Genomic DNA, 13,479 nt, shown 5'->3' with positions numbered 1-13,479 from the left:
ATTAGATTAATTATGTTACGTCTACCTATTTTATACTGACGATTTGTATATTTTGTCGCTCAATTATCCCCAATGAGCGTCGTGAAATATTTATGTTGGTTAACTTTGCTGGTTGCCAGTCTTCATGTAGTCGGTCAAGATAAACCCACAATTGTATTCCAGGAAGTGAATGCTGGCAACAGTACACTTGGATTAGCTTACAAACAAACATTGTATGAGACATTGCTACAGGCGTTGGTTGCGCAGCGTAGATTTAACGTGGTAAACCGTTCTCCGGAGATTTGGAAGAATATCGAAGGTGAGCTTGCATTACAAGATTTTATCGATCCTTCTACGGCGATCAATCTTGGTAAAATGTTAGGCGCGAAGTATTATATCGATGCATCAATCGTTCAGTTCGCGAGCGATCGTGTGGCAACAAAGACATTTCAAAATGAAATAGAATATCATTATTCGAGTCATCTACAAGTCGCGTTAAAGATTGTGAATCTGGAGACGGGTATTTACCGTGAGGCGTTGAAAGCTGAATCTACGGTGAGCTTAAAAGATCGGGATATCTCTATTAACCAAGTCATTCGTGTGGTCAGTGAGCAATTGATGGAAAAGCTCATTCAGGAATTTCCAAACAAAGCAAAAGTAAAAGAATTGAATTCGCCTGTGATTACGCTTGATCGAGGAAGCTCGGATGGTGTAAAGCAATTTGATGTATTTAAGATTTTATCGCCAGAGGGAAACGAACGCGGATCCTTAAAAATCATCAAGGTGTCGGACAATGAGGCTTTTGGACGACTGCTGACGGGGGATTTTTCAGTCATCACATTGAAGGATGATGCGGTGGAGTCTTTCGCACGCGAGTTGAATGTGCTAAAGGTAGAGAAGCGAGAGAAAGAACGGGTAATTATCAATGGCGGTAAGGACCTCGGTCTTGAAAAAGGTGACATCTATACTGCGACACGCGGAAACGAAATTAAGACGGATGACAGGACCTTGGTTGAAGAACAAACCGTTGCGAAAATTTATGTTACCGAAGTCCATGCTAACTACGCAAAAGGAAAGATCATCAGCGGCTATAAAAATGTTGCAGCGAATACACCGTTAACAGAATCAAGTAACGCAACGTATCGAAAGAACTTTTTGGTAGTGCGTTATCGCGCGCCGTTCTCTGTTCGCATGAAGCCCACCGCGCCATCGGGTACTGTTGCTGTTAAGAACGAGACAGGGGAATACAATATTGATACGGAATATTTGTCCGATACAGATGATATTGAACAAGTCACAGTGTTGAGCGCTGGGATTGGAGTGAAGAATTTGAAAAGAGATTTGTCGACGACGTTAAGTTTTGATTTTTACAACATGTCGCCACTTAAAACGTGGATAGCGTATTTGGATGTGAGTTATGAGTACCCAGTTGTGCCTGAGAAGTTTTTTATTTCTGTTGGTGGCTCTGCTGGCTATGGTAGATTAAAGCAAGAACTTGCAAATGATGTTGTCGGGATAATCAGCGGTCACCACGCGGATGATCTTAAGTCGAGTTCTATTTTCTTGGCTGGCAATGTAGGCTTTGTTTACGAAGTTGGGCGTATTGGTATAGTCGCTGGCGTTTCTTACGATCATCTAAAATTTTCGAAATGGACGTATGAAATTAAACCAGACAAAGACTCCGAAAAAGTGACGGCGCCGACGTCGATTATTCCCTACAGCAGTGTAGACCTTTCCGGCCTTTTTTACAATGTCGGAATCCGCTATATATTCAAACAATAAATCCCCCCTGGTTATGCGTAATAAATTGCTCGTGATTATCGTCGCTAGTATGTGTTTGTTGTCGAATTACATTCAGGCACAAAAAGTAAAAAGTCAGACCGTGAACGGCACGTCGATTCATTATCCGATCGTTGCACTTCCTGCAAGCATGAAGACATACACGGTTAAATCAAACCGCATGGGATTAGACTCGATTGAGTTCAATCGCGTAAAAAGCCCTGCAGAAAGAATTTTATTGGAGGGGTTTAGTCGCGTAGCATCAAATGCCGACCTTATGATTCGACTGCATTACGGGAACCTTAAGCTGTATCAGTTCGCTTCGCCGACTGTGATCAAATCAATTGATGATTTAAAGGGTGCAAGTTTTAACACCATCATAGAGTATACTATTGAGGTCACGTTTGAGGTGTTGGACAGCAGGAATGTTGTGATTCAAAAAGAAACGTACCTTAGCGGCTCTAGTTTTAAGACGGGCGGTACCACTGACATTCCTAGGAGACAAGCAAAAGCGACAGAAGTTGTGGGTGCCGTTACTACTGCTATTAACGAAGGCATAGAAGCATGCAATGTTCGTATTAAGGATTTGTTTGATACTTATCGCGAGAAACATCCATTAGAGTTCTATGCGGTGAAGCCTTCAAAAACTGAGACGTACGACGACTATGCCACAGCGGTCAAGACATTGGAAGGTGCGTTCGCTCAATCGTCGGATGGTGCTGCCTTGGTTAAAGCAATTGAGCCATCGCTTGAATTTTGGAAGAAGAAGATGACAACGTTGAATCCTTCTGCACATGAGGATGAAAAGTCGTATTACTTTCTGTGTACGTACAACCTTGCTGCCGCCTATTGTTACCTCGACGATTTCGATAAATCGGTCGCGTACCTCGATAAGGCAAAAGCGAATGATTATAAACCAGGTTATGTAGGTTTGTTGAGAAACGAGGTAACGAAGCGCAAGAAAATGAAAGATCAATATCTTGCAGACAAGGCTAAAGTTGAAAGTAATCCAGAAAGTATCTACTTGAAAAGTGAGAGTGCCAATACGACACCTTCGAGTGTGTTTGATTTAGGGAAGAAGACGTCGACAACAGCCACAACAGAATCGAATTATTTAGAACAAGGATTCCTGATTCTTTCAACAGGTGATACCACGTTTGGAAAGTTTGTTGAGTTTGATGTTAATCTGAATAAAGGACTTGTATCGTTCGTTCCCAACGGAGGCACGCGACGAGATTTTCATGCTCCCTATGCCGCGGTTCGTTTTGCGAGCATTCGAGGAGAAGTGTATTCGTTTGGTAAGAATGGTAAAACAAGAGTGGTGTATGCTTCTGAGCAGCTTGTGGTGTTGTCGACGTCACCCACCGACGTTTGGTTTAAGTTCGGAAATCGCGAACCGGTTCTGTACAAGACGTTTGATTCTAACGATGGTGCTTCGTTCGTGACAAACTATAAAAAGAAATTAGCCGAAGTGATAAAAGGCACATGTGCAACTGTGGAGGAGAAAGTATTGAAGGGCACCTATGATCTGAAGAAGGAGGGCGTGCAACCGCTTGAGCCATTTATTCGCGATTATGAAAACGAGTGTGGGTCGAAGCGCTATGAGGAAAATAGACTTGCGCTTGACCCAGTAACGGTGCGTAAGACATACCGGTGATCGCAATTCTTGATGACCATGATTCCAAAAATATTTGAACCGGCGAGCGATTTAGCAACATTGGTTAAATGTTATTGGACGTTGGAAAGCCCCAAAGGGCATACACCCCAACGGAACACCATCGTTCCAGACGGTTGTATGAAAATGATTTTTCATTACGGCGATGCCTACAAGCGGTACACGGATGAAGAAGATGTGAGCGTTCTTTTGCCGAGATGTTTTGTTATCGGACAACTGACGAAGCCACTTGATGTAGAGCCTGTAGGATCGACAGGAACTTTCTTTGTTTGTTTTCATCCCTATGGATTTCTTCCCTTTGCCACCATGCCTATCAAAGACATGGAAAACACGGCCGTACCGTTGGATAAATTATTCGGTACAGCAGGAGAGGAGATATCTCAAAAAATTCTGATGGCGAATACGACGTCAGAGCGGATACGCTTTGTGGAGGATTTTTTATTCAATCGATTAGAAGACGAAAACACAATTGATGATATCGTTCAATCGACGGTGGAAATGATATTGACAAAGAATGGGCAACTCTCTATTGATGAACTTTCTAAGCAAAATAATATCAATCGAAGGCAACTGGTCCGCAAGTTTTCGTCGGCAATCGGCTTAAGTCCGAAGCAGCTTTCCAAAACAGTTAGGCTGCAAGCGATGCTGAAGACATTGTTACATCATGAGTCTACAAATTTTATGGACCTGGCTTGTCAAGGGGAATATTTTGACCAGGCGCACTTCATTAAAGACTTCAAAGAGTTTACGGGTATCACGCCCAAAGCTTTTTATGGTGACCATTTGAAGATGTCGTTGATTTTTGATAGTCCTGAATAGCATTGTCCCATTTTTACAATTTTTGATTTTGTTGGCATTGCACCTTTGCAGCCATACACAAAATCAAATAGACAATGCAAAACCTCGTGAATTTTATTGACATTCCGGCGACTGATTTTAGTCGTGCGGTGTCATTCTACAAAGCCATTTTAGGTTTAGAGATTAACGAAACGGAAATGGCAGGGACAAAGATGGGCTTTTTCCCGAGTGATGGTACAAATGCGTCTGGTGCAATTGTGCAAGGTGCAGACTACAAGCCTGCTGCTCATGGCGTATTGGCGTATCTTAATGGCGGTGGTGATTTACAAGATGTATTGGATAAAGTTTCGCGTCATCGAGGACAAGTGATTGTTCCCAAAACACACATTAGTGCTGAGGTAGGATACATCGGAATTTTTATTGACACTGAAGGAAATAAAATGGCAGTTCATTCACTTCGTTAATGTATATGAATGCCTCGACACTATCCTTTCTGAAGAAACTTGCTCGCAATAATAACCGTGATTGGTTCAATGAACACAAGCATGAATATGAAGCGGCGCGAGAAGACATGGTGTTATTTGTGGAAAAACTGATTGCTGAGATTGCAACGTTTGATGAGGAGATTGGCGGTGTTGATGCGAGAAAATCTCTTTTTCGGATTCATCGCGATACACGTTTCTCACATAATAAAGATCCGTACAAAATTAATTTTGGAGCAAGTATCGTAAATGGAAGAGGGAAGCCACGCGCTGGATATTATTTTCATTTGCAGCCAGGGAAATCTTTTTTAGCGGGCGGTATTTATATGTTGGAGAATGAAGCATTGAAGAATGTGCGAAAAGAAATTTCTGGCCATGCAGAATCGTTTATCAAAGTTGTTTCGGATAAAAAGTTCTGTCAGCATTTCGGAGCGTTAAGCGAGGAAGGGAAAATGAAACGTGTCCCGTTGGGGTTTGAAAAAGATGACCCGATGGGCGAGTACCTCAAGTTAAAGCATTTCGTAGGTGTTCATCAAGTATCAGACGAAGCGATCTTAGAGGGAGACGCTTGTAAAAAGTTCTCCAAGGTATATCGATCATTGAAGCCGTTGAATGGCTTTATTAATGCGTCGCTTGCATAGTAGCGTTAAAATTTTGAAAGCCTTCATGTTTTCGTGAAGGCTTTCTGTTGTGTTAACCATTATGGTTCAATTGTGTACCTTCACCATCTAACAAATTTGATAAACAGTATGAGTAATACCGTAGGGCACACGCCGTTTTTACAAACATATTTTCATGGCACAAAGGCCGATCTCCGGCTCGGTGATTTTGTTACTGCAGGTTTCAATTCAAATTATGGCAAGCAAAAGAATGCCAAATATATTTTTCTCACATCTACGTTAGATGCGGCAGTTTGGGGTGCTGAACTTGCCATGGGTGAAGGGAGGGAAAGAATTTATTTGGTAGAAGCAACAGGGCCGATAGAGGATGACCCTGATTTGACGGATAAAAAATTTCCAGGGAATCCTAGCATGTCCTATCGTTCGGAGCGTCCCTTCAAGGTTGTAGGTGAGGTCACGGTATGGCAAGGCCACTTACCGGAGCAAGTGAATGCAATGAAAGCGGCGTTGGCGAAACTTAAAGCTGAGGGAATCGATTCGTTGAATGATGAGTAGTTGGCGCTTGTACGTCTTTACGATGTTCAATGCTTTCGCCGACGGCTAGTTTGGCATTTCGTTTTTTGTGCAGTGTGGGAGAGCTCACCTCTCATAACGATCATGAATGTCCTATGAGAATAGTTGCTACAATATTGATGAGTGCAGTCATTGGTGCGATAGTTGGGTGCGCATCAAATACAAAGGAGGATGATATGCAAAAGGTAACATCAAAGGATGGAACAGCGATTGCGTTTAAAAAGTCTGGCAACGGTCCGGTTGTCATTTTGATTTGTGGGGCGTTGGCTTCTCACAAAGATCATGGTAAACTTGCCGAATTGCTTTCAGATCATTTTACGGTATTTAGTTATGATCGACGTGGTCGTGGAGGAAGCGAAGATACGAAACCCTACGCGGTTGCGCGGGAGATTGATGACATTGAAGCTCTGATCGATCACGCGGGCGGTTCTGCTTTTTTGTATGGCATTTCATCGGGTGCGTGTCTTGCGCTTGAAGCAGCTGCAACGCTCGGCGACAAAGTTACTAAGCTAGCGATCTACGAAGCACCATATGACGAAGGCGTAGGAGAGAAGGAGCGTTGGAAGGCGTATGCCGATACTTTACAAGAGTACGTTGCCTCAAGTCGCAACGGCGATGCAGTGGAATATCATTTGAAGTTCGTCGGCATTCCAGACGTAGCGTTAGTAGCACTGAAAGCATCTCCACAGTGGGCGGAGATGAAAAGTTTAGCTCATACATTGTTGTATGATGTGGCCATCGTTGGTGATGATCGCTCCGTGCCAGCCGGGCGCATCGGAAAAATCAAAGTACCAATTTTGGTGATGGATGGTGAAAAAAGTTTGGAGAAGATGCCTTTTATGCGAACATCCGCCGAAAAGATTGGTAGCGCTATTCCGCAATCGAAACGCCGGACTGTTGAAGGACAGGATCATCAAGTAGATGAAAAAGTAATGGCGCCAATACTTACGGATTTTTTTAGTGGTGGGCGGTAGCCCTTTAAATTATAGTTATCAGTTTGAGTCTACAAAATCACCTTAGTAATCCACGACAACCTTTTTACTCAGATCAGAAAGCGCTCCGTTAGTAAATACAATCATTACCTGATAGGTATAGGTTTGCCCGGGTGACAAGGCTGTATCTGTAAACTCTTTGTTACGTGTGGTTTTATAGAGCTGCAAAGCGTTGTCGTTAATTTTTTTGTAGATACGATAATTGGCGACGTTACCACCTGTGTGTGACCAAGCTATTGTAATTTGTTTTGTTGATCTATCCAGTGGAAGTAGTTTTAGTTTTACAGCTTCTTTGTTCTGCGGCAATTTAAATCCGCTTACCACTGGTGACGGGGGAGATTCAAGACCAGCGTCATCAATGGCGAGAATAGTGTAATGTTGAGCTTCTGTTGTTTGTAGTGTGGTATCTGTGTATGTGTAGCTCGTGTCGTTGCTATTAGCGGGTGTAGAGAATATTTTTTTCCATCCAGTTGATTCCTTTCGATACAAAGCATACGACGTTACATCTTCGCTTCCGCCAGGTAACCAAGTTAATGTAACACCTTTAGCGATTGATTTTACAGGGAGCCATACCGGTGGCATAGGTGGAACTTTATCTGGCAGAGATAGCGATAATGTTGCCGACAAGGTAGAATGGTTTTGATTTTTGTCGATCGCCATAATTTTGTAGTGTACTTTTTCATTGAGGCTTTTTAGCGTTACCCTATCGTTGAAGATCGTGTCTTGCAGTGGGCCGGCGGTAAGTTGTGCAAACTCTTCACTCTTATAGTATGCGCGGTAAATACGGTAACCATAAATGTCGGAATCTGGATTTGGTTTCCATGATATTCTGACACGTCCCTCTTGGTCTACCTTGCCGCTTAGTCCAGTGGGCGTGGCCGGTGGAACACTGTCAACGAGTAGCGTGAGATAAGGCATTGATGTGATCTCTCGGCCATCGAGCGTGTGTGCTTTTACTTTGTAGTAGCTTGTCTGTTCAGGAGTGATGTCTTTGAAGGCGCGTGATGATACAGGTAGTACGTCGCGGTGTACTGACTTATAGGGACCCGAAGATTTTTGTGCGCGCGTGACTTCAAAACCTTTTAATCCAAGCTCTTGACTTTGCGGAAATTCCCATTGTACATCGATCGTTTTATTGTCGGTGCTCAATGCGGAAGTAATAAATACGTTGGCAGTCACAAGCTGTGTTCCTTTTACACTTACAATGTCGGAGGCTGGTCCATGTTCACCAAACGGCGTCACTCCACGTATACGGTAGCTATACTCCTTGTCTAACATGGCAAGCGTGTCGGATGCGTACTGGTAACGTGGATCTTGCTTCCCTTGATTTGTTACACCCACATTGGTGATATCAGACAATGCTAAAAAATCTTTACCGTTTTCAGATCGCTCAATGCTGTAAGACGTGTAATGGCGCGAGCCTGTTTGTTGATTCCATTTGAGTGAAACAATGTTGGCTGATGACTCGGCACTTGCTTCGATGACTTTTGGAAGCACATACTTCTCGTTCGTGTCAATAAAAATACTTCCCCGCAGTGTATCCGTGGGAGTTTGAACGCTAATCCGATACAAGTACTTGGTATTGGGTTGAATATTTTTATCGACGTAATACAATCCAGAAGCCTTTGCAACGATCGGTGACATGTCTGCGCAAAATAAAGCTATTGAAAAACGCTGTTCGTTTTCTCTAGACTTGTTGACGATCTGCATGACATCACTTTGCTCAATGTTGATCTCAAAAGTCTCGCCGAATAAAGCTTGCGCGGCAACCATCGCATACTTGCTACTGGTATACTTCGCCCACTGTTCCTCTGGCCATGGTTTTATCGGTGACGATGAAAGGATAGTTTTTTCAGGAACCTTTAGCATGACGCCATTTTTAACGACGGCATAGCGTTCGACGATGTATCCGAATTTGTTTGCTGTAAGCCAATGGCTGGCTTTGGTTGGTGCCCACCGTAACGCAATCGAGTCTGCAGATGGGCGGGCGATTACGCCAATTGGTTCTTCCCCGACGGCGGTGGAGTCTTGAGCAAAGTTCGGTGTTGTGAAAATCGAAAAGCACCAGCATGCAATGATTATACGTGCAATTTTTTTTATGAGTGTGCTGAAGACTTTAATTTCAGAGTGCATGATATGTTGCTTAATGGGCGATAAACCGGATGTAATTGTTTCCTTTGCGGTGGTCTAATCTTAGTATGTAAGCGCCTGGGGAAAGGTTTCCAGTATTCAGAAATGGTGCGTAAACATTGTTCCCTTCTAGTGGAAAAGTTTTTATCAACCGGCCACTACTATGCCACACGCTAAGTGTAGCTGATTCTTTTTCGGCCAACTCCACATAAACTTGGAACGAACCATTATTGGGATTAGGATGTAATGTGAAGGCTCTCACGTACTTTTCATAACCCAATCTTCCGCCTTCGTTTTCTTCGATTCGCTCAAGAATAGAAATCGATTTTGCGATTTCCCCTAAGCATTCCCCTAAGTGGGCTGTCAACCGTATTTGATAAGTACCAGGGTCGTTAAAGGTTCCTGAGATGACGTCGCCGAGATCTTCAATTTTGTTCATCTCCATTGGAAGTGTCCAATGAATGCTTTCAGGCAGAGGCCATGAAACATCTATCATAATGATCGTATCGCCCGCGAACGCTTCTCCCGACATAATAAATGAAGCGTTAAGTAGATCGTTCGATGTCTCTAGTAAGAACGTATCCTGACCAACACAGCCCAACTCGTTCGAAACTTCAACCCAATATGCTCCAGACTCATGAACGGTTATCGAAGGTTCGTCACTAGATAATCCAGTGTTGCTTCCCCATACAATAGTTCTCCAGTTGTTACCCGCATGCAGAGAGTAAGCTTGACCAACACAAACTGTTGCGCCGCCGCCGAGGTCGATTGGTAGATCGGGGGCGTTCGGAAGTTCTATGGAGAGCTCATTACTGCAGCCGAGTTTGTCAGCGACCACGACTGAATAATCTCCAGGGCAAAGGTTGCTCATGCTATTGGTTGTACCGCCCACGTTCCAGCTGTAGGTGTAGGTACCGTTTCCACCAGTTCCTTCAATGCTTAGTGCGCCATCGCATTTATCTTTGCAACTTGGCATCGTAATGTTGCTAACGTTTAAATCAATTTCATCGGGCTCGCTTAGTGAGATATCGCTTTGCAGTGTACAGTTATTCGCGTCTTTCAGTATAACGGTATAGCTACCTGCACAAAGATCAGATTGCGTAGCGCTGTTCGAACTATTCCATTGGTAAGCGTAACCACCGACACCCCCGGTTGCAGTGAGCGTAATTTGTCCATCGCATGAACCTTTGCAGGTCGGGTGTACAGAGTTTTGAATCTGTAAAGCCATAGGGTTCGGGCCTGGAACCACAATACTTTTCACGACGGTACAATTGTTGGCATCTTTTATTAAAACGGCGTAAGTGTCTTTCTTCAGATTAACAGCTTGAAGATTTGTTTGTCCATCGGGCCAGGTAATAGAAAACGGTCCGACACCAGAGGTAATCGTTATACGTGCACTTCCATCTGCCGAGTCGAAACATTTAGACGGCACCGTCGTATATGTCGCTTGCGCACCATCGACACTGGAAATTGAAACATTAGCAGAACGCTCGCAAAGGTTTGCGTCTTTGATGAAGAGCGTGTAGATTCCTCCAGGAGCGTTTGACAGCTGCGCATCACTATCAACGGTATTTAACGAGGCATCTTGCCACAAATAGGCATAAGCGCCAGTTCCCCCTGCGACGACAGCCTTCGCAGATCCGGTTGGATTGCTACAAGTCGCAGCGACAACATCGGTAAACGAAATGGTAATCTGCGCAGGTTGCGTAAGCGATGAAGTTGTATTGATACTACATCCATTCGCATCACGCGTTCGGAGTGTATAGTTGCCTTGTGGTAAACTTGTGAATGTATCATTACTCTGCCACGTACTTCCATCTTTAGAATATTGAAAGCTGCCAACGCCTCCACCAGCCAATAGCTTGATGTAACCATCGCTGCCATTGAAACAGTTTATGTTTTTCTTGTCGACGACAGTTATTGTAACTGCAGAAGGAGCCGTTAAAGTTTGTTGAACTGCATGACTACAGCCATTTTCGTCACGTACAGTAACCGTGTAATTCCCCGCAGGGAGGTTGTTATTCAATGCGGTGTTTTTTCCATTACTCCAATTAAAACTATACTCACCTGTTCCCCCTGATCCTTCGGCAACAATCACACCGTTTGTAGATCCGTTACATGATACGCCATACCCTGAGAAATCAGAAACCGAAGCGATGGATGCAACTACAGGAGAAGGGTTATTGAGTGTGTAGTTTGCTGTAGCGACACAGCCATTGAGATCCGTTACATTGACGGAATAACTTCCAGCGCCGACCCCCGTGAGTAAGGCTCCTGTGGCACTCGTGTTCCAAGTGTATGTGTGGGCACCAGTTCCACCAGAAGAAGTTGCTCTGAGGTTTGCGTCGGTAAGGTTCGCACAACTAATTGGTTGACCATTATAGTTTGTTGTTGGGGAAATAGAAGAGATCATAGGATCGGGATCGCCTAGGAAATATTGGCGTTCAGCTTTACATCCGGATCCGTATGTGATAACGACTTTATACATCCCTTCGTCAAGGGCGGAGAGTGATGAAAGTGAGGGACTAGAGCCGAGCGGAGTTGTGCCCTTGAACCATTCGTAATTTTGCGCTGTAACAATCGTGTTGGTAGCGTCGCGTACGGTGGTTGTTAGCACACCATTAGCTTGGCCGTTGCATTTTATAAATGCGCCATTAAAGTTTGAAGTAGGCGCAACGGCCACGGTATGCGCAGGTGGCGGGGCCAGGGTGATAGATTTAGTCGTGCTACAGGTTTGATCATCAGAAACTGTAACAGTATAGGTGCCCGCTGCGACATTTGAAATGCTTTGCGTGGCGGCACCAGTAGACCAACTGTAGTCAGCCGCACCGATGATGGTCGTCATGACAGGGTTAGCTTGCAGCGCTGCATTTGCATCGCCCGGGCAATTAAGCGGTGTTACTTGCTGAATGGAAAAATCGATTGGCGTTGGTGCAGTTAAGGTAAGACTTGAGGATCTTGTACAGCCATTGGCGTCTGTAACGGTTACGCTATACGCAGTGCTCGCAGCAAGTCCAGTGATTGTTGATGATGTTGCGCCCGTGCTCCAGTTATAAGTATATCCTGAGACACCACCCGTTGGCGTTACACGCATGCCACCGTTCGGTGTATTCCAGCATTGGACGGCGTAACCTCCGTAGTTGGTGGTTGCACTAAGCGTAGCTGTCAGGGGAAGGGGTGGAGTGAGCGTGATGTTGCCTGAAGCGGCGCAGCCTTTACTATCTGTTAAACTTCCGGTGTATGATCCAGCGCTAAGTCCAGTAATTGTTTGGGAGTTTTTCCCTGTGTTCCAGGCAAAATTGGAATAGCCTCCAGCTCCTCCGGTGCCGTTGATCGTTATAAAACCATTCGCACCTCCGTTGCAGCTTACTCCATATCCGTTGTAATTACTGGTTGTAAAATTCACGTTGACTTTAGTGGGATTGATTAGGGTAGTTGAGGAAGTGGTGTTGCAACTACCGGCTGCAACATTTGTTACCTGCGCCGTATATCCGCCATAGTCTAAACCGGTGATTGTGGTTGTAACTTGGCCAGCGGTGAGCGGGTAGTCAGTTCCGATGAGGTCGCCTGCAGATGGTTTAAACAGTCTCAACGTAAATTGATTCACTGCGGGATCAGTACTAGAAATGTCTACTTTTATCGATCCGGTAAAATCATTGTTGCACTTTGGATCGAGCGGTGTCAGGCTTATTGTAGGCGGCGCGACGTAAACGTCAATGATTTTGACTTCGCTTGTTGTACCAGGTACACCTGTTACTCGAAAATATTTCTTACCAAACTTGGTTAGCCCCAGCGTGCTAAATTCTGATGGTGTCATCGTGACTGTTGAAGCCCCTGTTGCCTTCGTGATGGGAACCCATGCACTGGTCGGCGTGTCGCTCACTTCCCATAGAATGTCAGTTTGCAATGTAAGGTCAGAGGATTCTGAATCACACCTTGATGTTGTTAGCGTAATATTTCCGCACGTCGAAGTTGGGCCAGTGATCGTCATCCTCGGGAAAAAATAGAGTGTTACAAATCCCGAAACGCTTGGATTGTTCGTGGCTGGATTAGAAAAAAAAGTTATAGCTCCACATCCGATCCCGGTGCCGAAATTATAACTGCTACTTCCTGTTACCGTGTAATCACCAAAAGACGGGCCATCGCCTTCCAAGGAAAAACTTACTGTTTTCGTACCGCTGGGTAAGGCGCCGGTGCCCGACATTTTAAAGTACCCAATGTTCTCTTCTGACCTGTAGACATAAGCTCCGCCGAATCCAGAGATGCTTACTGATGACGCGCCTGGGCGCACGTAGATTTGCGACGGGTCCTCGCCATTGATAGACACGCCGCCAGTTCCTGCAATAACCCACCCTTGAGCACTGACTTCCATAGAAAGTATGCATCCAAAGAGTACTACTATAATTGTCAATCGTTTCATAGCGATTATCTTATGCTTTTGTTCTGGGGCT

General features: G+C 44.6%; 9 protein-coding genes. 7 read left to right on the top strand and 2 right to left on the bottom strand.

Features of this window, described 5'->3' with window-relative positions; genetic code table 11:
• Positions 1 to 72: 72 nt before the first annotated feature.
• The 7 genes from DQQ10_RS06215 (at position 73) to DQQ10_RS06185 (ending at position 6,880) form a co-directional block, all read left to right on the top strand.
• Positions 73 to 1,761, top strand: coding sequence for a CsgG/HfaB family protein (locus tag DQQ10_RS06215; protein WP_112745964.1), 1,689 nt, complete (start codon positions 73 to 75; stop codon positions 1,759 to 1,761).
• Positions 1,762 to 1,774: 13 nt separating this feature from the next.
• Positions 1,775 to 3,415, top strand: coding sequence for a hypothetical protein (locus tag DQQ10_RS06210; protein WP_133259554.1), 1,641 nt, complete (start codon positions 1,775 to 1,777; stop codon positions 3,413 to 3,415).
• Positions 3,416 to 3,433: 18 nt separating this feature from the next.
• Complete coding sequence (locus DQQ10_RS06205; RefSeq protein ID WP_112745962.1) at positions 3,434 to 4,252, top strand: helix-turn-helix transcriptional regulator; 819 nt, start codon at positions 3,434 to 3,436, stop codon at positions 4,250 to 4,252.
• A gap of 74 nt (positions 4,253 to 4,326) precedes the next feature.
• The gene (locus DQQ10_RS06200; protein WP_112745961.1) at positions 4,327 to 4,695 is read left to right on the top strand and encodes a VOC family protein; all 369 of its coding nucleotides are present in this window, start codon (positions 4,327 to 4,329) and stop codon (positions 4,693 to 4,695) included.
• Between the two features lie 5 nt (positions 4,696 to 4,700).
• A complete protein-coding gene (locus DQQ10_RS06195; protein WP_112746234.1) occupies positions 4,701 to 5,354 on the top strand; it encodes a DUF2461 domain-containing protein in 654 nt (217 codons plus the stop codon).
• Positions 5,355 to 5,462: 108 nt separating this feature from the next.
• Positions 5,463 to 5,888: an NAD(+)--rifampin ADP-ribosyltransferase gene (arr, locus tag DQQ10_RS06190; protein WP_112745960.1), complete on the top strand. Its 426-nt coding sequence runs from the start codon at positions 5,463 to 5,465 to the stop codon at positions 5,886 to 5,888.
• A gap of 113 nt (positions 5,889 to 6,001) precedes the next feature.
• Positions 6,002 to 6,880, top strand: a complete 879-nt coding sequence (locus DQQ10_RS06185; protein ID WP_221409680.1) for an alpha/beta fold hydrolase — start codon at positions 6,002 to 6,004, stop codon at positions 6,878 to 6,880.
• A 42-nt stretch (positions 6,881 to 6,922) separates the two neighbouring features.
• Here the strand turns inward: DQQ10_RS06185 and DQQ10_RS06180 are convergent, their stop codons facing one another.
• Both DQQ10_RS06180 and DQQ10_RS06175 read right to left on the bottom strand, forming a co-directional pair.
• Positions 6,923 to 9,031, bottom strand: a complete 2,109-nt coding sequence (locus tag DQQ10_RS06180; protein WP_112745959.1) for a fibronectin type III domain-containing protein — start codon at positions 9,029 to 9,031, stop codon at positions 6,923 to 6,925.
• A gap of 10 nt (positions 9,032 to 9,041) precedes the next feature.
• Positions 9,042 to 13,448 carry a hypothetical protein gene (locus DQQ10_RS06175; protein WP_165823813.1) on the bottom strand — a complete coding sequence of 1,469 codons (4,407 nt, stop codon included), beginning with the start codon at positions 13,446 to 13,448 and terminating at the stop codon, positions 9,042 to 9,044.
• Positions 13,449 to 13,479: the final 31 nt, after the last annotated feature.

Source organism: Pseudochryseolinea flava (assembly GCF_003286915.1).
Lineage (GTDB): Bacteria > Bacteroidota > Bacteroidia > Cytophagales > Cyclobacteriaceae > Ohtaekwangia > Ohtaekwangia flava.
Note: the sequence above shows the minus strand (reverse complement) of the source record. Positions and strands in the feature narration are given on the sequence as shown.

What these genes read in the sequence shown, in the direction of transcription:
- DQQ10_RS06185 (WP_221409680.1), top strand. Translation starts at nt 6,002, where the DNA reads ATGAGAATAGTTGCTACAATATTGATGAGTGCAGTCATTGGTGCGATA.
- DQQ10_RS06215 (WP_112745964.1), top strand. Translation starts at nt 73, where the DNA reads ATGAGCGTCGTGAAATATTTATGTTGGTTAACTTTGCTGGTTGCCAGT.
- DQQ10_RS06180 (WP_112745959.1), bottom strand. Translation starts at nt 9,031, where the DNA reads ATGCACTCTGAAATTAAAGTCTTCAGCACACTCATAAAAAAAATTGCA.
- DQQ10_RS06175 (WP_165823813.1), bottom strand. Translation starts at nt 13,448, where the DNA reads ATGAAACGATTGACAATTATAGTAGTACTCTTTGGATGCATACTTTCT.
- DQQ10_RS06200 (WP_112745961.1), top strand. Translation starts at nt 4,327, where the DNA reads ATGCAAAACCTCGTGAATTTTATTGACATTCCGGCGACTGATTTTAGT.
- DQQ10_RS06210 (WP_133259554.1), top strand. Translation starts at nt 1,775, where the DNA reads ATGCGTAATAAATTGCTCGTGATTATCGTCGCTAGTATGTGTTTGTTG.
- DQQ10_RS06195 (WP_112746234.1), top strand. Translation starts at nt 4,701, where the DNA reads ATGAATGCCTCGACACTATCCTTTCTGAAGAAACTTGCTCGCAATAAT.
- arr (WP_112745960.1), top strand. Translation starts at nt 5,463, where the DNA reads ATGAGTAATACCGTAGGGCACACGCCGTTTTTACAAACATATTTTCAT.
- DQQ10_RS06205 (WP_112745962.1), top strand. Translation starts at nt 3,434, where the DNA reads ATGATTCCAAAAATATTTGAACCGGCGAGCGATTTAGCAACATTGGTT.